17 protein-coding genes are annotated in these 23129 nt (G+C 54.1%); 4 read left to right on the top strand and 13 right to left on the bottom strand.

Annotated elements, in window-relative coordinates; translation table 11 throughout:
- Nucleotides 1-33: 33 nt before the first annotated feature.
- Entirely contained in the window at nt 34-573 is a 540-nt protein-coding gene (locus DCC81_RS22040) for a YceI family protein (RefSeq protein ID WP_108688830.1), read from the bottom strand.
- Nucleotides 574-894: 321 nt separating this feature from the next.
- Here DCC81_RS22040 and DCC81_RS22035 point away from each other — a divergent pair, with 321 nt between their 5' ends.
- Nucleotides 895-2274, top strand: coding sequence for an exonuclease domain-containing protein (locus DCC81_RS22035; protein WP_108688829.1), 1380 nt, complete (start codon nt 895-897; stop codon nt 2272-2274).
- Nucleotides 2275-2464: 190 nt separating this feature from the next.
- On the top strand, nt 2465-3397 hold the full coding sequence (locus DCC81_RS22030; protein ID WP_108688828.1) for a phosphoribosylaminoimidazolesuccinocarboxamide synthase: 933 nt from the start codon (nt 2465-2467) through the stop codon (nt 3395-3397).
- Nucleotides 3398-3490: 93 nt separating this feature from the next.
- Here DCC81_RS22030 and DCC81_RS22025 read toward each other — a convergent pair whose 3' ends face one another.
- From DCC81_RS22025 to DCC81_RS22010, 4 genes are all read right to left on the bottom strand, one after another.
- A complete protein-coding gene (locus DCC81_RS22025; RefSeq protein ID WP_165806694.1) occupies nt 3491-3970 on the bottom strand; it encodes a GNAT family N-acetyltransferase in 480 nt (159 codons plus the stop codon).
- Between the two features lie 138 nt (nt 3971-4108).
- Nucleotides 4109-8479, bottom strand: coding sequence for an AAA domain-containing protein (locus DCC81_RS22020; RefSeq protein ID WP_108688826.1), 4371 nt, complete (start codon nt 8477-8479; stop codon nt 4109-4111).
- Between the two features lie 119 nt (nt 8480-8598).
- The gene (locus tag DCC81_RS22015; RefSeq protein ID WP_108688825.1) at nt 8599-9843 is read right to left on the bottom strand and encodes an MFS transporter; all 1245 of its coding nucleotides are present in this window, start codon (nt 9841-9843) and stop codon (nt 8599-8601) included.
- A 108-nt stretch (nt 9844-9951) separates the two neighbouring features.
- Nucleotides 9952-10386 carry a MarR family winged helix-turn-helix transcriptional regulator gene (locus tag DCC81_RS22010; protein WP_108688824.1) on the bottom strand — a complete coding sequence of 145 codons (435 nt, stop codon included), beginning with the start codon at nt 10384-10386 and terminating at the stop codon, nt 9952-9954.
- A 105-nt stretch (nt 10387-10491) separates the two neighbouring features.
- On the opposite strand from DCC81_RS22010, the gene DCC81_RS22005 reads away from it, so the two are divergent.
- A complete protein-coding gene (locus DCC81_RS22005; protein WP_108688823.1) occupies nt 10492-11841 on the top strand; it encodes an NAD(P)/FAD-dependent oxidoreductase in 1350 nt (449 codons plus the stop codon).
- Nucleotides 11842-11844: 3 nt separating this feature from the next.
- Here DCC81_RS22005 and DCC81_RS22000 read toward each other — a convergent pair whose 3' ends face one another.
- The 5 genes from DCC81_RS22000 to DCC81_RS21980 all read right to left on the bottom strand — a co-directional run bounded on the left by DCC81_RS22000 (nt 11845) and on the right by DCC81_RS21980 (nt 17727).
- Nucleotides 11845-13902 carry a TonB-dependent receptor gene (locus DCC81_RS22000; RefSeq protein WP_108688822.1) on the bottom strand — a complete coding sequence of 686 codons (2058 nt, stop codon included), beginning with the start codon at nt 13900-13902 and terminating at the stop codon, nt 11845-11847.
- Between the two features lie 22 nt (nt 13903-13924).
- Nucleotides 13925-14707 carry an NIPSNAP family protein gene (locus tag DCC81_RS21995; protein WP_108689286.1) on the bottom strand — a complete coding sequence of 261 codons (783 nt, stop codon included), beginning with the start codon at nt 14705-14707 and terminating at the stop codon, nt 13925-13927.
- Between the two features lie 89 nt (nt 14708-14796).
- A complete protein-coding gene (locus tag DCC81_RS21990; RefSeq protein ID WP_108688821.1) occupies nt 14797-15291 on the bottom strand; it encodes a c-type cytochrome in 495 nt (164 codons plus the stop codon).
- Nucleotides 15292-15294: 3 nt separating this feature from the next.
- A complete protein-coding gene (locus DCC81_RS21985) occupies nt 15295-16593 on the bottom strand; it encodes a PQQ-dependent sugar dehydrogenase (RefSeq protein ID WP_108688820.1) in 1299 nt (432 codons plus the stop codon).
- 90 nt (nt 16594-16683) lie between these two features.
- Entirely contained in the window at nt 16684-17727 is a 1044-nt protein-coding gene (locus DCC81_RS21980; protein WP_108688819.1) for an NAD(P)-dependent alcohol dehydrogenase, read from the bottom strand.
- A gap of 188 nt (nt 17728-17915) precedes the next feature.
- Here DCC81_RS21980 and DCC81_RS21975 point away from each other — a divergent pair, with 188 nt between their 5' ends.
- Nucleotides 17916-18302 (top strand): winged helix-turn-helix transcriptional regulator, encoded by a 387-nt coding sequence (locus DCC81_RS21975; protein WP_108688818.1) that lies wholly within the window; start codon nt 17916-17918, stop codon nt 18300-18302.
- 79 nt (nt 18303-18381) lie between these two features.
- Here the strand turns inward: DCC81_RS21975 and DCC81_RS21970 are convergent, their stop codons facing one another.
- The 3 genes from DCC81_RS21970 to DCC81_RS21960 all read right to left on the bottom strand — a co-directional run bounded on the left by DCC81_RS21970 (nt 18382) and on the right by DCC81_RS21960 (nt 23079).
- Entirely contained in the window at nt 18382-19722 is a 1341-nt protein-coding gene (locus tag DCC81_RS21970) for an NAD(P)/FAD-dependent oxidoreductase (protein WP_240613046.1), read from the bottom strand.
- A gap of 342 nt (nt 19723-20064) precedes the next feature.
- Nucleotides 20065-21399 (bottom strand): TldD/PmbA family protein, encoded by a 1335-nt coding sequence (locus DCC81_RS21965; protein WP_108688816.1) that lies wholly within the window; start codon nt 21397-21399, stop codon nt 20065-20067.
- A 42-nt stretch (nt 21400-21441) separates the two neighbouring features.
- Nucleotides 21442-23079 (bottom strand): TldD/PmbA family protein, encoded by a 1638-nt coding sequence (locus DCC81_RS21960; RefSeq protein WP_205686407.1) that lies wholly within the window; start codon nt 23077-23079, stop codon nt 21442-21444.
- Nucleotides 23080-23129: the final 50 nt, after the last annotated feature.

Below are 23129 nucleotides of genomic sequence, written 5' to 3'. Positions count from 1 at the left end.
CACCCAATTTTTTATTGATGACAGATCTATTCCTTATGCAGGTTGTTTGATCAGCTGAACCTCCGCAGCCAGTTTCACTTCATCGCTGATCACCAGGCCACCGGCTTCCGTGAGGGCGTTGTAAGTGAGGCCATAATCCTTACGGTTGATCTTACCATGGATGGTAAAACCCGCTTTGGTCTGCCCATAGGGATCCTTGATCACGCCGCCAAATTCCACATCCAGTTTCACAGGCTTGGTCACATCACGGATCGTGAGGTCTCCATACACTTCGTAAGAACCATCGTTGTCTACCGATTCAATTTTAGTAGCCTTGAATTTGATCTCGGGGAATTTGTTCACGTCAAAGAAGTCCGGGGAACGCAGGTGCTCATCGCGCTGTGCGTTGTTAGTGCTTACGGAATCCACCTTGGCAGCAAAGTTTACGGTAGCAGTTTTAAAATCTTCTTCTTCCGTTTCTACATCCACGGTGTAATGGTTAAAGCTGCCGGTGATGTTAGTGATAGCCAGGTGCTTCACTTTAAATTGCAGTTCGCTGTGCATGGGGTCCAGTGCCCATTTGTACTTAGCCATAATATTCGTTTTGTAATGAATGTTAAACAGAGTTCCGGTGTCGTTTGTTCGCCCGCAAGGCGTGATGGCGCGGCGTGGGTATGCTAAATTAAGGATAATTGGCGTTGCAACACCGTTTGCAAAGATTTGCTCATAAAAAAATAACAGCCTTGCAGGCAGATACGTGCGTACCCTGTGCAACAAATCTCTACAATCCGGATGGCCTCCGCAACACCGCCCGGTATTTGTACAAAAAGGATGCGGATAAATACAAGGATTGCTTTTAACAGGCCCTTCACTAAAAATTATGGTATACGTTACTAAATTTATTAGTTTTGGGGTATGTATGCGATCGTAGATATTGAAACCACCGGCGGCCACGCCAGTGCCAATGGCATCACGGAGATTGCCATTTTTGTGCACGACGGCCACCAGGTGCTGGAGCAGTTTGAGACGCTGGTAAATCCCGGCCGGCCCATACCCTATTACATCCAGTCCCTCACCGGCATCACCAATGAAATGGTGGAAGAAGCGCCCTTCTTCGAGGACGTGGCCTACCGCGTGCATGAGCTGCTGCGCAACAATATCTTCATTGCGCATAACGTAAATTTCGATTACTCTTTTTTACACCATCATCTCCAGGGTTGCGGGTACGAGCTCCAGGTAAAAAAACTGTGCACCGTGCGCATGGCCCGCAAGATCATTCCCGGCCTGCCTTCCTACAGCCTGGGTAAATTGTGCCGCAGCCTGGACATTCCCCTGCACGACCGCCACCGCGCCGCCGGCGATGCCGAAGCCACCGTACGCCTCTTTGAACGCCTCCTGGCCAGCGACAGCCAGCAGCACATCCCTGCCATGCTGAAACGGGGCAGCAAAGAGCATTTCCTGCCGCCTAACCTGGCGCCTGAATACGTGGTGCAGTTGCCCAGCCGCCCCGGCGTGTACTACTTCCACAATGAAAAAGGAAAAGTAGTGTATGTGGGCAAGGCCAAGGATCTCAGGAAGCGCGTGAACAGCCATTTTACCGGCAATAACAGCGGGGCCAAACGGCAGGAGTTCCTGCGCAACATCCACTCCATCAGCCATGAAGTGACCGGCACAGAACTGATGGCCTGTATCCTGGAATCCATCGAGATCAAGCGCCTGTGGCCTATTTACAACCAGTCACAGAAAAGACCGGAGCAGCGCTTCGGCTTCTATACCTTTGAAGACCAGCACGGCTACCTGCGCCTGGCCATTGATAAAAAACGCAAGTACACCCACCCGGTCTACGCCTTTGATATCCTGGCAGCCGGCCAGCAACAACTCCGCCGCCTCCTGCGCGATTTCCAGCTATGCCCTAAACTCTGCTTCCTGCAAACGGATAATGATGCCTGCGTGGGTATGGATGAAGGCCACTGCCTGGGCGCCTGTGAAAAACAGGAACCCGCGGAAACCTACAACCAGCGCGTGCTGGCGGCGATAGACAGCCTGAAGGCCAGCCAGCCTAGTTTCGTTATCCTGGGCGCGGGCCGCAACATCGCAGAGCAAAGCGCCATCCTCATGGAAAGCGGCCGCTTTTACGGCATGGGTTACCTTCCCAAAGATACCGGCATCACCGATCCCGCCACCCTCAAAGACCTGCTCACCCCCTACCCGGAAAACGAGTATATCATTAACCTGCTGAAGCAACATGCTGAGCACAGCGAAATTTTGGTCTTAGGGCATGGTGTTAAGTCTTAGGTATTAGGTCTTAAGTCCTAGGTATTAGGTACTACGTTTTAGGTATTAGTTCTTAAATTTCACCTATTACCTACCTAGGACTTAAGACCTAAGACCTAGGACCTTTATTACGTACCTAGGACCTTCTACAATTATTCCCTACCTTTGCCCCACCAGCTGAAACACATTCATACAATTAATCATAAGAGTAATGCAGGAGCCTAATTTCCATTTTCCAAAACAAACGGCTTTTTACAAAGGCAAGGTGCGTGACGTTTATACCATCGAGGACAAACTGATGGTAATGGTGGTAAGTGACCGTATTTCTGCATTTGACGTGGTGCTGCCCCGCCCCATCCCTTACAAAGGACAGGTGCTCAACCAGGTGGCGGCTATCATGCTGGATGCTACCAAAGACATTGCACCAAACTGGGTAAAAAGCGTTCCGCTGCCCAATGTAACCATTGGTATAAAATGTGAAACGTTCCCGGTGGAAATGGTAGTACGCGGCAACCTTACCGGCCATGCATGGCGCACCTACAAAAGCGGCGGGCGTATGCTCTGCGGCGTAGCGCTGCCCGAAGGCATGAAGGAAAATGATTTCTTCCCCGCTCCCATCATTACGCCCACTACCAAGGCGCATGAAGGGCACGACCAGGATATTTCCCGTGAAGAGATCATCCAATCCGGCCTGGTAAGCGAAAAGGACTATACACAACTGGAAAAAATAGCCCTGGCCCTGTTCCAGCGGGGTAAGGAACTGGCTGCCAAACAAGGCCTGATCCTGGTAGATACCAAATATGAATTCGGCAAAGCCGGCGATACCATCTACGTGATCGATGAGATCCATACCCCCGATTCTTCCCGCTATTTCTATGCAGAAGGTTACGAAGAAAACCAGGCTGCCGGCAGGCAACAGCGCCAGCTCTCCAAGGAGTTTGTGCGTGAATGGCTGATGGCAAATGGGTTCCAGGGTAAGGAAGGCCAGACCGTTCCCGAAATGACCGACGAATTTGTGCACAGTGTGACCGAACGTTACATAGAGCTGTTTGAAAAGATCACCGGTAAAAAATTCGTGAAACAACAGGTATCTGCACTGGACGCGGAAAAACAGATCATTGCACAGCTGCAGGAATTGATGTAGGCAGCAATGATCCCAGATAAATCAAAAGCACGCAGCCATTTGGCCTGCGTGCTTTTTTATTGCGGTAAAGATAAGATGGCAGGAAAACCGTTTTTATTTATACGCCTTCATCTCTTCCACGTGCAGCTCTTTCCGTAAGCATACACTGCTCTCACACCCCACGTAAGGCCCATAATTCTCAATGGTCTGGTAGCCGCGCTCATGCAGCATTTTGATGCCCTCTGTCTGCTTTACGCCGGTTTCCAGCACGGCGCTGTGAAAGCCTTCGTCCAGCAGTTTCATTTCTATCACATCCAGCAGCTGCGCTGCTATGCCCAGGCCACGGTATCCGGGCATTACATACATGCGTTTGATCTCGGCCACCCCGTCGCCTACATTGGCAAAGGTGCCGCACCCTACCGCCATGTCATCATAATAAGCGATCCATACCGGGGTGCCGGCTGGTACAGCGTTGTACGCATCGTATTTACCAGTGATAGCGGGATAGCGCCTGAGCAGTTCTTTGTCCAGCGAAGCAGTGAGTTGCTGAAAGTCAGCGTGCTGGCTGTCCGTGGAAAGGATAGAAATAGCCATAACGTTTCGTGGAATTAGGTTTTCCATAAGTTAAGCATTTGCCCCGGGATAACCTAAAAATGCCCGCATTAAAATACGAACGGGCGCCCTGTTTGCGCCCGTTCGTTTGCTATAAATTGAATTATGTATTAATAAAAATCAAACTGCATTTTCCGCCGGCTGTTGCTCCGCGGTGTGGATATACGCTACCAGCTGTGACAGGGCAGCGGCAGGATCGTACCACCAGTTGGCAGACCAGATGCGGTGGAACTTCAGGCCCTGTTGCTCCAGTTGCTGCTGGCGGAAAAGATCCCACGCGTAGGCTTCCTGGCGCTGGCTATGCTTGCTGCCATCGCACTCAACAGCGATGAAGGGCTGGCCCGTAATGGCGCTGCGGATGGCAATGTCTATCCGGAAACCACCCACCGTGTAGTGCTGCATCACGCGCTCCGGTGCTATCACTTCTTTCAGGCGGCGCACTACCTCGCTGGTGAACACGGAGGCCCCCTCCTGCAGCGGGTTTCCGTCCTGCTGGAACACGTTATCGCAATTCTCCGCCAGCATGGCCAGGATGCTTTGCCGGGTTTGCTCGTCACCGGCTTCCACTGCTTTTACGTAGGCCAGGTAAGCGTAGAACACGGCGCGGCCATTGTTCTTCATTTGCTGCAGCAGTACCGGGTACTGGCGTATAGCCGTTTCCGGTATAGAGCTTACCACGTACACGGCCTGGCGCGCACGGGTGATGATCACATTGAGCAACTTAAACCCGTTTGCCTGCTGTATGGGCCCGAACGCCTGGCGGAAAGCCCCGTCTTTCCGGGGCCCGTAGGTAGTGGAGATGATGAGGATATCCCGTTCATCCCCCTGTATATTTTCCAGGTTCTTTACAAACAGGGATGTTCCCAGGTCGCGGATGCGCTGATCGTATACGGGGTCTGTCTGCCGTGCCTTACTGATCTCTTCCAGGATAAGGTTACGCTGGTAAATGTTGAACGTGGCAATGCCCACCGTGGGGAAATGCCCGTCTGCAAAGGGGGCTATGTCCGTGAGCAGCATCTGCACCACTTTCCGGGCTTCAATGAGGTTCATCTGCTCTTCATACACACCAGCTACTTCCACATAGCGCATCGGCTTATAAGGCGTGCGCGCCGGCATGGGAATAAGGCGTTTGCCATAAAAAGCATGATTGGAAAAATCAATGAGGTAAGGATGCTGGGAGCGGTAGTGCACCTTCAGGTAGGAAGGCTTGTAGTGGCTGTTTTCCGCGTACATGAGCAGTGACTCACTGTCTGCCATGTCCAGGCTCTGGGCCGTGCGCGGAACTTCCGGCAGGTCTTCCTCTTCTTCTTCCGCCGGATTGAGCAGGGCATTGCCCCCCTGGAAATACGCTGCCGGTGGCATTTGCTGGCTATCCCCGGAAATGATCTTAATGCGCCCGCGCACCAGGGATGGATAGGTATCTTCCAAACGCAGCTGGGACGCTTCGTCAAAGATCACCATGTCAAACAAGCCTTCCTGCAAGGGCAGGATGGAACTGCACACACTGGGATTCACCATCAGCACGGGGAAAAAGTTGGTGAACAATGATACATCACTGGCCACGATCTTGCGCAGGGAATTGCGGCGCTGGCCTTTATTGCCCCGCTTATTATACAGGCCTGCTACAGACAGGCCCTGGTCTGTGAACTGCTGTACGGCTTCTACCTGCCGGCTGTGCCACTGTGCCACGATCTGCTCCTGCTGCAGCTTTTTAAGGCCCTCCTGCAGGAAACGCAAACGCTGTATGGCGGCATCATTGGTGGGCAGCGACATATTTTCCAAATGCGAAAGCAGCCAGTTATAGTACCAGGCGCCAAACGCTTCTGCCCACTGCGGATAGCCGCTGATGGCCATGGTACGGATCACGTCTTTTTCCAGCTCCGGCAGGGGCTCAAAAAAACGGCGCCATGCAAAGTAGCTGCGGAAGTTGGGCAACTGCTGGCGCACCACATCCATTTCCAGCCACAAGCGGCTGATCACGCTCATGCGCGCCGGCAATGCCAGCGGTTCCTGGGGCACCACGTTGCGCTGGAAAACAAGGTTCTGCTGCAGGTTGTTCCAGAAGGCCTGGGTAGCCGTTTCTATTTGCTGTACCTGCGGTTGATTGTTCTTGAACGTGCCATGCAGGTAGGCACTGGTGCACCGGTCTATGTAATGCGTTATCAATGCCGCGGGTGGCATCACCTCTGCCAGCAATCCCCGGAGCAATGCCAGCAAGGCGTCCGTATGCGTGGCCTGGGTACCGTAACGGCTTTGCAGCTCGGGATCTATTTTTATGCGGCTGTTCAGCGCTATGTAGGCTTTCCAGCATTGCTGCAATGCATTGGAAGTATAAGCGGCGTGATAGCGCTGGGGGCTAAAATCCGCTGTCCAGCTGCGTTTCAGGGCATCCACACCGGCGTTCCATTGTGCCAGTTCCTGTTCCAGCAGGCGCACATCGTCCGGCAGTACCTGTAGCGTGGGCTGGTTTTCCGGCTGCACGTAGCTGTGGGGGAAATAGTCGTATTGCTGGTGGGCTTGTTGCACGGAGCCATAGCGCGTTTGCAGCTGTTCCCGGTCCGCGGTCATGCGCTTGTATTTACCGGAAAAAATGCTGCCCAGCCTGAGGATGAATTTTGCAAAGCCACTGTTCTTGTAGAACTGGTCGCCGTAAGTGCGGCGGGCATTGTCTGCAAAGCTAAGATATTCGCTGGTAGCGGCTTTCACGGCATCGTGGTATTGCACGTAGTGCCGGGCGAGGGCCTGCTCGTATAACGTGGCCTCTTGTGAAAGCTGGTCGTACAGTTTCTGTGCATTGGAGCCCAGTGTGGTGTAATAATCCTGCAAAGCCTGCTCGTACGCGGCTTTCAGGGCTTTCATGCTTTCGCTGAGGTTATTGGCTTCCAGTAAATGTTTTTGCAGGAACAGCTCCAGTTCCTGCTGCACCAGGCGGGGATTTTCTCCCGTGAACAGGCGGCTGTGCAGGATATCCAGCGGATGTTCCATGCTGTTCACTTCCGCATACAGGCGCTGTGCTGCTGTAAGGTGCTGCTGGTAAACATTCAGTTCCTGCGGATCGTCTTCAAACTTAAACCGGCGGTGGTCCAGCTTTTCCCGCAGGGGCTGGATGTCCGTTTTGGCCTTCATGGTGAGGAACTCCCCTACCAGGGTGGTCCAGTTCTTCCCGTTGTACAAGGGCGTATGCAATGCGCTGTGCTGGGTATTGATCTCGCTGATGGTGTTGTCTATATCTGCCTTGGATTGCAGGTAGGGATGTTCATTCACCGGGTGCCCGTTCTGTTGCTGCTGCGCAATGCGGTCCCGCACGGCGTTTACAATTTTATCCCGGTCCTTGATGATGTCTTCCACTACCACAGACAGTGCGCCCAGCGGCTCCCCTGTTTTTTCCAGGTTGCTTTTGATCACATCCAGCGCCGTTTTCTTTTCACACACTACCAGGCACTTCATCCCATTGGACAGCGCATTGGTGATGAGCGCCGTGAGCGACTGGCTTTTACCAGTGCCGGGCGGGCCCTGGATGATCTTTGCCGGTGCGTCCAGCAGTGTGTGCAGGATCTCCTGCTGGCTGGGATCTGTATCCACGATGGCGTAGGGCGATACCTGCTGTGCTTTGTCGATCTCCGGCGTTTTACCAAAAGCATCATGGTTTTCGATCAGCTTGTCCATGTCGGAAATGATGCTTTCCTTTTGGGTGCGGAACAGGCCAAACACGCCGCTGAACTGGATCCATGGCTGTGTGCCGGTGCTGGCTTCCAGCTCGCCGGCTTCCGGCAGCAGTTCCACCGGTGCATTGAGCTTGGTAGAAAGCACGGACTGGCTCACGGTATCGGTGTTGTGAAATGCCTTGAGCACACCCACCAGCAGGTTCAGTAGTTCTTCCCGGTCCACCACGGCATCTTCCAGCAGTTCTTCATTGATCTGGGGCAGGGTAATATTTTCATCTGTACGCAGGAAAGACAGCAGCACTTCATTAATGCTCACAGAGTGCAGGTCTTCGTCCACCACGCGGCCATTATCGTTGAGGGTTTTATTGCGCAGCACCGACCAGGTATTCACTTTATCCGGCGCCTTCAATATTTCCAGGGGCCAGATAAAAAGCGGGGCTTTGATCACCTTGTCCGGGTCCTGGCGGGTACGTTTTACCAGGATAGGATACCCGAACCCAAAGGTGCGGATACCGTGCTCCCTGAAATTATCGTCGTTCTCAATGCAGATGGCATTCAGCCGGCGGGCCAGGATATTGAGTTTGCGCTGTTCTTCCACCGGGCGGATATGGGCCGGGTCGTCATGAAAGTCAATGCTGAAATCAAATTTTGTAGCGCTGAACAATTGCTGTAAAAAGGCATCGGCCAGGTGGGGCTTTATTACATTGAGGTCTGCCAGGTCCAGGCGGGTGGCAAATTTTCCAGGCAGGGCGTTCAGGTGTATGGAGCGGCTGTTTCCGCCTTTCAGTTTGTCCCTTAGTGCTTTCAGAAATACTAAATCCGTCATTTACATGGTTTTAGAGCGGGCGGCCGTAGCCACCTGCAAAACAGGGCCTTCTGCGCTGTGCAAAAGGGGGTGTATGTAAACGTTAAAGATAGCAATAGTCTTGTGTTGCGCAGGAAAATTTACGCCCTTACCACCAGTTCTTCCCCTGCTGCCTTCTCTTTCATTTTCCGGAGATGCAGGGCAAAGGCCACAGACGCGGCCAGGCCGATAGTGCCCTGTATGGCCAGGGTGACGCTGGTACCCAGGTGCTGGGCAGAAAGGCCTACCAGCAGCGCGCCGATGGGAATAGTGCCCTGGAAAGCCATGACATAATAGCTGATCACGCGGCTGCGCATATTTTCAGCTACGTGCGTTTGTACATAGGTGTTAGTGCAGGAAATAGTGCCCATCATACCGGCGCCGGCCAGCATCATCAGTGCCAGGCCACCAGGCAGCCAGTGACACGCGGCAAAGAGCAGGATAGCGCCTGCAAATACAGTGCTCATTAAGTTCTGGAGGCGTTGTATATCACGGTCTGCTTTGAGAGCGGCCATGTAGATGGCCATACAGAAAGCGCCTACCCCTACGCAGGCCTGCAAAGCAGTGTACACGGCCTTATCCGCGTGGAAGGTTTCTTTGGCAAATACCGGCATCAGCGTATTATACGGCGTTACGCACATGCTGATCACCGCCAGCAGCAGGATACTGGCCTTAATGTCTTTTGCGCCCCTGAGGTAGTTGTAACCGGATATCAGCCCGTCAAGCACGCTGCCCTTGGAAGCCTTGCGGGGCGGGAGGTTCAGCCGCATCATGAGCAGGGAAATGATCACTGCCACGAAGCTGAGGAAGTCAATGAAAAAGCACACGCCTTCCCCCCACAGTTGCAGCAATACGCCGGCCAGCGCGGGTCCCAGCAGGCGGGCAAAGTTCACCATGGAAGAGTTGAGTGCAATGGCATTGGGCAGATCTTCTTTATTGTCGATCAATGATACCATGAGCGATTGCCGCGACGTGGTATCAAACGCGTTGATCATACCCTGTGCAGCACTGAGGATGATAACGCCGGTCATGCTTTCCCAGCCAAAGATCACCATAGCGGCCATAGCGCCGGATTGCAGCATGGAAGCCACCTGGCTGATGAAGAGGATATTGTAGCGGTTATGCCGGTCAGACAGGGCGCCGGCATACGGTGATAACACCAGGGAAGGAATAAGGCCAATAAAGCTGACAAAGCCCAGCATTTGCGCACTGTGGGTCATGCGGTACACGAGCCAGGCAATGGCCACGCGTTGCATCCAGGTACCAATGAGGGAAATAAATTGCCCGGTGAAATACAGCCGGTAGTTGCGGGAGCGTAAAGAACGGAAAAGTAGCGCAGGTTTCATAAATGCGGTGATCGAAAAATGGTGAATGCATATGCTGATGGCTTTCATCTTTTCACCAGGTACCTGGTGAGCGATAACCGCGTAGCATCAGCTTCTGCACAGGTACCGCTATTCTCCTTTAGCCAGCTCCTGCAGGAGCGCCGCGCTATGCTTCAGGATCTTTTTGTCTTCCGGAGAGAGCCCTGCCATGGCGTTGCTCAACCATTCAGAGCGCACGTGGCGCATCCGGGCCAGGGTCTCTTTTCCCTTTTTGGTAAGGGTGACCACGACTTTGCGCTTATCATCGGGGTCCTGGTTCTTGTGCACAAATTCCAGCTCGTGCAGGCGGTTCAGCGTTTGCGACATAGACTGGGCAGACACTTTTTCAATAGCCGCCAGTTCGGAAGGCAGCATACTTCCCTTGCGGTCCAAAATAGCCATGACGGCCTGTTCCAGCATAGACACCGAAAAACCGGTGATCTGCCGGCGGAACTGCCGGTGCATGTGCGATACCGCAATGCGGATCTCTGTGGCGAGTGCCAGGTCTTCTGCTTTGGATGGCATTTAGTAAAGTATTTTAATAAATTTACTTTGTAAAGTTAGTTTATTAATCTGAATAGGCAAAACCTGTGGCATAAAACCTGTATCTGCATTATAAACCTTGTTCCCATGGACCCATTGCAACAGCTCATCCTCAATATACCCGACACGGCCAAACCCCGTGTGGTTGTGGTTGGTGGCGGATTTGGCGGCATTAACGCGGTGAAGCATCTTGATAGTAATAAATTCCAGGTGGTGCTGCTGGACAAGCACAACTACAACAGTTTCTGGCCCCTCCTCTACCAGGTGGCCACCGCCGGCCTGCAGGCAGAAACCATTGCCGGCCCCCTCCGCCGGGAGTTCAATAAGAAAAAGGACTTCTACTTCCGCCCGTTAAAGGTGCTGAGCGTGGACGTAACCACGCAAACCCTTACCACGCTGGCCGGCCCGCTGCATTATGACCACCTCATCCTGGCCAATGGCAGCAAGTCTAATTTCTTTGGCAACAAGTCCATGCAGCAATATGCCCTTGGCCTCAAATCCATTCCCGATGCACTGAACCTCCGCTCCCAGCTCATCCAGGCCTTTGAGCGCGCAGAAATGACGCCCGATCCTGAAGAGCGCGCCCGCGTCCTCACGCTGGTGCTGGTGGGCGCCGGCCCCACCGGTGTGGAAACCGCCGGGGCGCTGGCGGAGCTGCGCCGCTATTCCCTGCCCAAAGACTACCCGCACATTGATTTCAGCCAGATGAAAATTTACCTGCTGGACGGGTTGGACCGCGTGCTGCCACCCATGAGCCCCAAGGCCAGTGCCAAAGCGCAGCGCTACCTGGAAAACATGGGCATTATTATTAAAACCTCCACGATGGTGGAAAGTTATGACGGTGCCGTGTTAACCATGAAAGGTGGGGAACAGATCCAGACCTACTCCGTGATCTGGAGCGCCGGTGTGACGGGTGATATCCTGGATGGTTTAAAACCGGAATGGACCGAGAAGGGCCGCCTGCTTACGGATGAGCAGTGCAGGATCATTGGTGCCAATAACATCTTTGCCATCGGGGATATTGCGCTCATGAAAACAAAGGACTACCCCAAGGGCCATCCCGGCCTGGCACAGCCTGCCATGCAAATGGGCAAATACCTGGGCAAAAATATGGAAGCCCTGCACCAGGGCCGGCCGGTAAAACCGTTTAAATATTTTGATAAGGGCTCACTGGCCACTATAGGCCGTGGCAAGGCGGTGGCAGACCTTCCGGGCAACCTGCACTTTGGTGGCCGCATTGCCTGGTATATCTGGCTTTTCGTGCACATTTCCTTCCTTATCAGCTTCCGCAACAAGCTGCTGGTATTTGCCAACTGGGTGTGGAATTATTTCACCTTCGATAAGGCCAACCGCCTCATTATACGGCCTTATGTACGCCGGGGCGATACGGTAGCACAAGAGGTGTTTACGGTGAATGAGCAGGAAGGCGGTAAGTAATAACTATTTCATCCCCTTCACCACCAACCCTGCATAATAATTACGGCCCGGGGCGGCATTGTAATAACGGGCACCGGCGGCGTTGATGTCATTGCCTAAGCTGTAGGTTTCGTCCAGCAGATTATCAGCGCCCGCGTTGATGGCAAATTGCAGGTGCCTGCCTGCAGCTACGGTGTATTGCAGGCGAAGGCCCAGTAAATGATAAGCCTTTGCATACTCACTGTTTGCATCATTCATCGGGACCTTACTGTTGCTGGTGTAGGTAACGTGCAGTTGCACACCTGCGCGCAAACGCATGTCCACACCGGCGCTCCAGCTTTCTTTGGGCACGCCCGGCAGCTGCCTGCCGGTAAAATCACTGCCCACAACTTTGTACCCGCGATAGGTAAAATCGCTGCCGGTAAAGCTGCCCCATACACCGGCGTAAGCAAAGCTACTCATAGGCCGGTCAAAGATGTCGTACGATAGATAGGCTTCCAGGCCGTGCTGGCGGGTGCCGCCCGCATTCACATAATAATCCGCACCACTACTGTCCCTGCGCTGGGAAATGCTTTGGGAAAGGTTGAATATAAAGGCATTTACATCATAGTACAGCTTTCCGCGCAGCAGGCGCCCCCGGGTGCCCAGCTCATAGTCCACCCCTTCTTCCGGTTGCAGGTTGGTATTGATCACAGACGTAGAGGGCAGTATTTCCTGGGTGGCCGGTGGCGAAAATCCTCTGGATACATTGCCATAGATCACCAGCTTGTCTGCCAGCAACTGTTTGGCAATGGCCACGCGGGGCGCAAACACGCCATTGTAACTGCTTTTAAAGCTAAACACCGGCACCGGCGTGCGGCGGGTAATGAACAGGTGGCCGTAATTTAAACTGGCCCCCGCGGTGATGCTCCAGCCATGGGCAAAGTTGACATCGCCCTGCAGGAATACATTGGCGGTGAAATTATTGATCTCATCGTCCGTCTGGATGGAGTCAGATACGCCGCTTTTGGTCTTGTATACCCTGTCTCCAAAAAATCCCTGCTGGGCCTCCACGCCCCCTGCAATACTATATTGCGTATACCCGTTACCGTTATGATAGCGCATTACGCTGCGGCCCCCGAAGTGGGGCTCCAGGCGGTCTTCCACGTTGCGGATGGCGGGGTTGGAAAAATTGGTGAATGCACCATATATCGCCGTCACATTGTCCCAATGATTGTTGATGTAGTAAGTGTTCGTCAACCCGGCAAAGAAAGTTTGCTGGTGGATGGCCGCTTTGGCATCCACAGCAGAAGGGTTGCCACCGGCGGCGGGCCTTGCTGCACGAGGGTTTGCGTGGTATTCCTTCAGCGTCAGGGCGCCGGGTGTTTCATAAAATAAATTGGCGTAATGGGTAAAGAAGGCCAGTTGTTGCTTACCGGTCTGTTTCAATACGCCTTCATAGTTCAGCACCTGGCGGTGCAGGGCGCTGTGATCGCGGTAGCCATCGCTTTGCAGGTCGCTATAGCGGAGGGTGTTACGGTGGCCGTCCTCGCCCCAGTTAAGGGCTGCGGTGAACTGGCGCAGGCCGTAACTCCCGCCGGTGAAGCCCACGCTGGCAGTGTGCATGCTATCTGTCCACAAGGGGCTGCGCAGCAGCAACACGCCTCCATCCCCCGCCCCGTACAGGCTGCCACCGGGGCCTTTGATCACCTCCACGCTGGCAATATTATCAAACGACAGCTGGTTCAGGTAGGTATTGCCACCCGGATCCGTATAGGGGATACCGTTATAGTACACTTTTACGTTGCGCACGCCAAACGGGGAGCGCAGGGTGCTGCCCCGCACATTGATGCGGTAACTGCCGGGAGAGCGCTCTTCCATGCGCACGCCGGGCATGCTGTTTACCGCGCTTACCAGGCTGGTAGCGGCATAGCGGTCAAAGGCCTGGCGGCCAATATAGCTCACCGCCGACGATTGATTCATCAGTTTTTTATCTGCCGTAAAGCCTGTCACCTGCACTTCGGAAAGGTGGATAGCCGTATCGCGCTGTGCGATGGACGCCAGCGGCAACACACAGCAAAGCAGGAAAGTAATAAGACGCATACAGCAGGGTTAGTATAAGATCCTAGTATTCTGAGTAAGCTGCCGGGTGCAGGAAAATAATATCTGCATGCGACACATTGTGCTGGTAGCGCGGATCGCCGGAAAGCGATTTCCAGTATGCATCATCACTGAACGACTTCCAGTGCGCGTCCCGGTCTGCCTTGTTCTCAAAGGAGGTCATGTACATCAGGTTGGGCATATGAGCGCCGGCAATCACGGAGCCATAGAACACGGCATTAAAACCCAGGCGGCTGAAAATACCCATCTCATCGCCCTTGTTAAACATCTGCACTTTGTTACCAAACAACCCATCTGTAGGGCCTTCGTAGCTGCGCAGCTCATACACGCGTTCCGTTTTGGGGCCCGTCAGTTTAGACGTGGTGGGCACCGGCGCACCGGTGAAGGCCTGTAGAAGAATGGTTTCGTAGCGGGTAAACGGAGCATTGTTGAAATCTGCGTCTGTAAAGGCTTTCCCCTGGTCGGCAAATTTTTCATCCTGGTTCAGCGCATTGGGCAGTTTCTCAAACTGGTCCAGTGATTTGAAGGGGATGAACACGTAGGTGCGCAGGCCCAGGGTGTCTGTCTCCACGGGCTTAAATACCCCCACTTTAGGAATACCATACCGGTGCAATGCAGGCAGGTAGGCCTTCTCCAGAAAGCTGTCCAGGCGCGCGGCCTGGGCGGCGTTATTGAAGTGATACACGCGGATGGCGTAAAAATAGCGGCCGGTGTTATCGGCGGCATGAGCACCGGCACCGAAGGCCAGCAACAAGCTCATAAAGATGGCAGCAATGGTTCGCTTCATGATCATTTCAGGTGTGGATGTAAAAAACACGGGCCCGCGCCTGTCAGAAGGCGGGCCCGCGGTTGTATTTTTTGCTGGTGTGCAAGCTGTTATTTGGTGGCCGGCAGCGTAGCGCGCACCTGCTTTACCTGGTCTGGCTGCACGGCTTTGGACTTGTTACCAAAGCTCTTGCGCACATAGGTGAGCACGTCAGCTATCTGCTGGTCCGTAAGGAAGTTGTGGGCGGGCATGGTGTTGGAATAAATGTCGCCCTCAATTTCCACTTTCTCGCTGAAGCCCTGCAGGATCACTTTGACCAGGCGCGCATCGTCGCCGGTCACGTAATCTGTCGCGATCAGCGGTGGGTTCATCCGTGGCACCCCGCCTCCGTCTACCTGGTGGCAGGTGAGGCAATATTGCGTGTACACTGCTTTCCCCCTGGCTATAGATGCGCTAAGACCTCCGCCGGCAGCGGGTTTGGCGGTAGTTTTAGTCGCAGCCTTCGCAGCGGGTTTTGTCGTGGTAGCAGGTTTCTTCGTTTGTGCGGCAGCAGGCTGCAGGCTCATACTGAGCAGCAGCGCGCCGGCCGCCAGGAAATACTTCATATTTTATTTACCCTTGTAAGTGATCTTATAAATAGTGCCCTTGGCATCGTCAGAAACGTAGAGTGAGCCATCAGGGCCTTGTGCCAGGCCGCAGGGGCGGTGTTTTGCCTGGCCGGGAGAGGTGATCTTTTCCACGCCGGCAAAACCGTTTGCAAATACTTCCCATTTGCCGGAAGGCTTGCCGTCTTTGAATGGAACAAACACCACATAGTAACCTTCCTGGGGTTGCGGGGCACGGTTCCAGCTGCCGTGGAAGGCAATGAAAGCACCGTTGTGGTATTTGGCGGGGAACTGGGTACCCGTGTAGAACAGGAGGCCATTAGGTGCCAGGTGGCCGGGGAAGGCCATTACCGGGTCATTTGCCTTTTCGCCGGCTGTTTTCCTGCCATCGCCGCCATATTCCGGTGCGAGGATCTTTTTATGCTGGAACTGGTCGTAGTAGATATAAGGCCAGCCGCAGTCGTCCCCTTTCTTTACCATGTACATGCACTCCGCCGGCAGTTCGGCAGATTGCTGTACGGTATACATATCAGGGAAGAGGTCATGCAGCTGGTCGCGGCCATGCTGCATCACAAAAAGTTCGTTGTTGGTATAGTTGAAGTCCATGCCTACCACGTTGCGCAGGCCGGTGGCGTAGCGGGAGCCATCGCCATAGTGCTGGTTGGCCTGGTCTGCCTTAAATTCCCAGATACCGCCGGCAGAGTCCAGGATAGGGCAGCCTTGCACGCCCATGGAGCCCTTTTTACGGTCTTCGCCCTGGCAGGAATTGGAATAAGCGCCGATGTTCACAAACAGGCGGTTGGAATTATCTACCAGGATGGCCTTTGCTTCGTGCTCACCGCGGCTCAGCAGGCCGGTCACCAGTTTTTCAGGCGTTTCATCGGCTACGTTCTCGCTGCCATCCAGTTTAAAACGGAACACTTCTTCATCGGAAGACGCGTACAGGAAACCATTCTTGAGGTACATACCGGTGCCGCGGAAATCGCCGAACGCCTTTTCGATCGTGGCTTTGCCGCCTGCATCCTGGTGCAGCTGCACAATGCCTTTACCGTCTTTCAGTTTGCCCAGTTTCACATACACGTCGCCATTTTTATTCACGGCAATATGGCGGGGCTGGGGCAGGCCTTCAATGATAGCGGTAGCGGAGAAGCCTGCGGGCAGTTTCAGGCCTGCGTTCACTACGGCCGGGGCAGCCTTTGCGGGTTTATCACCTTCATGCACGGGCTTTGCAGCGTGGAGCAGGGCCGGGGCACTTAGTACAGGCGCCATGCCGATCAGCAGGCGGAGAATAGTACTCTTCATGGTTAGCGTTTATAGTTTTAGGTGGAACAAGAATGCGGGCCTAAGGTAATGAAAAAGTCGGGGCAGCACCCCGACTTTTCCACCAGTGTTTTAGAGGGTGGCCATGTCTATCACAAACCGGTATTTCACATCGCTTTTCAGCATCCGATCATACGCCGTGTTGATGTCTTTGATGGCGATCACTTCCACATCGGAGGCAATGTTGTGCTCCGCGCAGTAGTCCAGCATTTCCTGGGTTTCTTTAATGCCGCCTATCATGGAGCCGGCCAGGGTCTTGCGGCCCGGGATAAGGCTGAATGCATGCACTGCCTCGGGTGCCGGCGGTGCGCCTACCATCACCATGGTACCGTCGCGTTTCAGGAGCGACAGGTACAGGTTCAGGTCGTGCTGAGCCGATACGCAGTCGAGGATGAAGTCGAAGCGGCCACGCTGCGCTTTCATCGCCTCGGCGTCCTTGCTTACTACGAAATGGTGGGCACCCAGGTCCATTGCGTCCTTTTCCTTGCTGGCAGAGGTGCTCAGCACGGTCACTTCCGCGCCCAGGGAGGCGGCCAGCTTTACGGCCATATGGCCCAGGCCACCCAGGCCTACAATGGCTACCTGGTGTCCTTTGCCTACTTTCCAGTGGCGGAGGGGGGACCAGGTGGTGATGCCGGCGCAGAGCAGGGGCGCTACGCGGTCCAGGGGCAGGTTGGGCGCTACTTTGAGGGTGTAATTTTCGTCGGTCACGATGGTGTTGGAATAACCGCCGTAAGTGGGCGTTTTACGATCCATTTCGGTACCATTGTAAGTGGAGGCAGATCCTACTTCACAGTACTGCTCCAGGCCTTCCTGGCAGCTGGGGCAGGTACGGCAGGAGTCTACAAAACAGCCGATGCCGGCCAGGTCTCCTACCTTGAATTTCTTCACATGGTCTCCCACTTTCACGATGCGGCCTACGATCTCATGCCCGGGCACCATCGGGAAGATGCCGGCGCCCCACTCATTGCGGGCCTGGTGAAGATCAGAGTGGCACACACCGCAGTACAGGATCTCGATCTGTACATCGTGGGGGCCTACTTCCCTGCGTTCAAAGCTGAACGGTGCCAGTGGCGCGGAGGGCGTTGGTGCCGCATAGCCTTTTGCTGCAATCATAAATTGTTTGGTTTGGTTTTGGTTAATTTGCTCATTAATAGGTAAATTGCAGCGGATTGGTCAGATGTTGCTCCACCAATTTGCTCCTCTTTCTCCTATCATTCGGGTCTCGGATTACAAAGCAACATCATCTGGCCAAAGTAGCCAACAACTCACCGATTAAATAGTAACTAACAAAAAAGAAAGCGATGGCCACACGCAAGACGAATTCATCCAACTACCTGAACCAGGAATTCCTTGAAAGCCGCTGCGCCCTCAATGAGCTGATCTATCTGCTGAGCAAGCGCTGGATCACGGACGTACTGTTCACCATTGAAGAAGGCAACGACCGCTTCTCCAGCATCAAGGAAGCGCTGGAACATATCACCGATCACATTCTCTCCGACCGTTTAAAGCTCCTGGAAAAAAATGGTTTAATATCCAAACAGCAGCACGCTGGTGTACCCGCTAAGGTTACCTACGCGCTGACCGACAAAGGCATGGAGCTGTCTAATATGCTGGAAAGCCTTTGCCACTTTGCCGGCGACATCTTTGAGCGCGACGAATGCGCAGTACCGGTGACCGTGGAAGCGTAAGGAAATAACTGGATTGTAAAATAAAAACAGCCGCAAAATGTGATTTTGCGGCTGTTTTTTTATTGGCCCCTGTCATCCGTTATACCTGCTGCGCAGCTTTCACTTCCTCTTTCGGCGCTGCCGGTTTAGGCACGCTGCCACGGTCATAGCGACGGATGATCAGGCGGGTAATACTGTTAAACGTAAAATAACTACCGGCCCAGTTGATGAACACAATGAGGCGGTTGCGCGCCCCTACCAGCGACATCAGGTGTACAAACATCCACACCAGCCATGCAAAGAAGCCCTGGAAACGGATGAAGCCCAGGTCTGCCACCGCTTTATTACGGCCAATGGTGGCCAGGGAGCCTTTGTTGAAATATCTGAAGGGTTTCAGTGGCTCCTGTTTCAGCAGGCGCACCAGGTTCCTGGCCAGTTGCATGCCCTGCTGGATGGCCACCTGCGCTACGCCGGGGTAGCCTTCGGGGTTGGCCTCCGTTACCACTACCGATACGTCGCCGATGGCAAATACATTATCGAGCCCTTTTACACGGAAAAATTCATCCGTTTGCAGGCGGTTGCCCCGTACTACGGCCCCGCTTTCAATACCGGGAGGTGCAGCGCCCATTACCCCGGCGCTCCACAACACGTTGCGGGTGCGGATGCAGCGGCCGTCGTCAATGCGGAGCTCATACCCGTCATAACTTTGTACGTGCACACCATTGCTTACGTCTACGCCCATTTTGCGCAGGAAATGCGCCGCTTTTGCGGAAGCCTGCTCCGTGAAGGTGCCCAGTACACGCGGTTTGCCTTCTACCAGGAATACCCGCATTTCACTGGCATCCAGTTCAGGATATTCTTTTACCAGTACCTTGTTGCGCAGCTCTGCCAGCGCACCGCTCAGCTCCACACCGGTAGGGCCGCCGCCCACCACCACAAAGGTCATGAGGGCTTTTTTCCTTTCGGGGTCCGGCTCTACCAGGGCAGCTTCCAGGTTCTGCAGGATGAGGCTGCGCAGGTTCAGGGCCTCGGGAATGCTCTTCATGGGCATAGAGTAGTGCTTGATCTGCTCATTGCCAAAGAAGTTGGTATCCGCACCGGTTGCGATCACCAGGTAATCATAACGGATAGGCCCGATCTCGGTATGGACCAGGTTTTCCTCCGGCTCTACCCGGAGCACTTCCGCCATGCGGAACATGAAATTCTTTTGTCGGGAAAAAATGCGGCGGATGGGGAATGCGATCGACTCAGCCTCTATACCCCCGGATGCAACCTGGTAAAGCAGGGGCTGAAATGTATGGTAATTGTGCTTGTCGATCAGCAGCACGTCTACCGGGGCCTTGCGCAGGGTTTTGGCTACTTCCAGCCCCGCAAATCCGCCTCCTACAATCACTACCCTAGGCAGTGGGCCGCTGGTGTCCAGGTGTTCCATTGGTGTCATAATCAATTGCTTTAAGGCTTGAGTCCCGTCGTTCGTTCTAAAATCGTACCGCAAAGATACATCGTTTCGGCTGTTTTGCGCCCGGCCGCCCTCCGCCCCTGTTACTGCACTTCCGGCACACAATACCCGGCAAAACCAGCCACCATAGCCAGTTTGCAAACACTACACCGCATGGTGCGCCGGATGTAACGAAAAAATAGGCGGCAAATAGTACAAGGAAAAGGGTAAAAACAGCAAATGCCAGCCACAGGGGCCGGCACTTGCCAGTAATATCCACCAGGCGGGGCCCGTTTGCTGCAAAGCAACCACCAGTGCCCGCCAGGCGTAATAAGCATGCAACGCTTATACTGCGTCTGATAATGACGTAAACGTAAAATCGCGCAGCTTCATGGGCGGTACCATGGCGTGGGTACTGGACTCCCCGCTCACTGTGCGTTCCGGCTTGCCCAATGCCTCCAGGTTATTGAGCATGATCACCGGGCTTTCATTGAAGCGCAGGTTTTTCACCGGGTATTTTATCTCGCCGTTCTCAATGTAGAAAGTCCCGTCGCGGGTAAGGCCGGTGAAAAGCAGGGTCTGCGGGTCCACCTCGCGGATGTACCAGAGCCGCGTTACCAATATGCCTTTCTCGGTGCTTTTGATCAGCTCTTCCAGGCTGGCATTGGTACCGTCCATGATGAATGCATCGCCCTGGGGCACAGCTTTCACGCCTTTCTTTTCTGCCCAGTAGCGGCTGTAGGCCAGGTTCTTTACCACCCCGTTCTCTATCCAGGAGGTACGCTCCATAGGGCGCCCATCCTGGTTGTAGCTGCTGGTGGGCAGTGCAGGGTTAAAGGGATCGCTGTAAATATTGACACGCTCGTCCACCAGCTTCTCTCCCAGCCTGGTTTTGCCACCGGGCAGGCTCAGGAAACTGCGGCCCTCATCCGCGCTGCGGGCGTCCATCCCAAATGCGAGGTTCTCCAGCAGCACGATGGCGGCAGCGGGTTCCAGGATCACCGTGTATTTGCCCGGCTCTATGGCTTTAGCATTGGCAGAGCCGGCCGATTTTTGCGCTGCCCGTTTGGCAATAGCGGGTACATCCAGCTGGCTCACATCGTTGTATCCCTTGGTGCCATAGCCGGAGCCTTGTGCATCGGCCGTGCGCATGGTCACGTTGAAGTTTACATTGGTAGCGGTATCATAGGCAAACAAGCCCTTGCTATTGGCCATCGCGGAATAAGCCGCGCTGTTTTCCAGGAAACCCGCCGCGGTAAGCTTGTTATCCTTTGCCACCTGCAATACGCCCGATACGGCATCCGCCCTCCATTTAGGATCTATGGCGGCGGTGGCATCAATAAAACGCTTGCTCTCCTTGTATTGCTGCGGGCCCAGGATGCCTACATACTCCGGATTTTCCGGCGCCAGGCGGGCCAGTTCCTCTGCGCGGCGCACCACTTTTTCCAGCGATGCATCGTCATATTCATTGATGGTGGCTATGCCATTGCGCTTCCCAAAAGTGGCGCTCACCGCCAGTTGTGTCTGAAACACGCCGCCACTGGTGGACGCTGCGTTGCGGGCAAAACGGATATTGCCGCTATCCGCCCCGTAAATGCTCACTTCACACTCATCCGCCTTTGAATAGCCCAGCACCTTCTTCAGCAAGGCTTCGCATTGTTCTCTGCTAAGTATAGACATGATTAAGATTGTTAGATAGTTGAATTGTTAGATGATGAACCCTTACCCGATTTTCCTGGCGGTGTTGATCACGTTCACTTTATCAAAACGTGCGGTGGACGAGCCGTGGGAAACCGCGCTGGCCTGCATGGGCTGGCCTTTACCGTCAAAGAAGGAGCCGCCCAGGCGGTAGTCGTTCTTGTCTGCCACAGCGGAACAACTGTTCCAGAATTCGCGGGTATTGGCCTGGTAGGCTACATCTTTCAATGCACCTACGATCTTACCCTGTTTGATCTCGTAAAACAGCTGGCCGGCAAACTGGAAGTTGTAGCGTTGCTGGTCAATGGAGAACGATCCGTCACCAATGATGTAAATGCCTTTCTCCACGTTCTTGATCATATCCTGGGGGGAAAGGGTTTGTTTGCCCGGCTGCAATGACACGTTGGCCATGCGTTGGAACTGCACATCACTCCAGCTTTGCGCGTAGCAGCAGCCTTGCGATGCAGGAAGGTTAATGATATGCGCCTGGTCGCGGATGGCCTGGTAGTTGACCAGCACCCCGTCTTTGATCAGGTCCCATTCCTGGGTGCCCACCCCTTCATCGTCATAACCCACGGCGCCGAGGGAGCCTGGCTGTGTTTTATCCGCTTTGATGTTTACATGCTTGCTGCCAAACTGGAAATTCCTGGATTCCCATTTATCGAGGGTTAAGAAACTGGTGCCCGCAAAGTTGGCTTCATAGCCCAGCACACGATCCAGCTCCGTGGGATGGCCCACGCTTTCATGAATGGTAAGCCAGAGGTGAGAAGGGTCCAGGATCAGGTCGTACTTGCCCGGCTCCACGCTTTTGGCGGCCATTTTTTCCGCCACCTGTTTAGCGCCCTGAGCGGCGTCTTCCACCATATCGTACCGTTTTTTGTACAGCGTGGAAATACCGTGGATCTTATCTTCCGGCCGGGGCAACAAGTACTCGTAACCCATGCCCACCGGGGCACTCAGGGCATTGCGCGTTTCAAATTTGCCGGTGGCTTTATCAATTTTTGTAATGGTAAAGGTGGGCCAGATCCGGTGAATGTCCTGGTCTATGTAAGACCCATCGGACGATGCAAAATATTTCTGCTCATTCACCAGGAAAAGATAACTGTTCATGTAATCCGCGCCTCCTTTCATGGCGGCGGCATTCACATTGAGCAGCAGGTCTACCTTTTCCTTGATGGGCACTTCAAAGGCATTCTTTTCAATCGGCGTTTTCCAGCTTACTTCCCCATAACCCTTTTGCGGGGCCAGTTGTACCGGCTCAGAGAGCAGGCGGGAGTTTTCCTTGGCAATGGCCACGGCCAGTGCGGCCGTATGGGCAATGCTGTCGTTATCCAGCTTGTCTGTGGCCGCAAAGCCCCAGCTGCCATTGGCTATCACGCGGATGCCCATGCCGTAGCTCTCAGTGTTCACCACGTTCTCTACCTTGTCTTCGCGGGTAATGATAAACTGGTTCAGGTAGCGGCCTATGCGCACGTCCGTATAGGTAGCGCCTTTGCTGCGGGCGGCATTGAGGGCCACATCGGCCAGTTGCTTTTTGATGGCTGCATCTACCGTGTACCACGGTGCGTCCAGGGGCAATGCTTTGCCCACCAGCGGCATACCGGACAACATGGTGGCGCCCAGCCCCATGCCCGTCCATTGCAGGAAGTCTCTTCTTTTCAAGTTAAGCAGATTTAGATGGCTGAATAAAAGTTTGATTGAATCAGAAAAAG

The sequence above is a fragment of the Chitinophaga parva genome, assembly GCF_003071345.1.
Classification (GTDB): Bacteria; Bacteroidota; Bacteroidia; order Chitinophagales; family Chitinophagaceae; genus Chitinophaga; species Chitinophaga parva.
The sequence above is the reverse complement of the archived record's forward strand: the minus strand, read 5'-3'. Positions and strand labels throughout refer to the sequence as shown.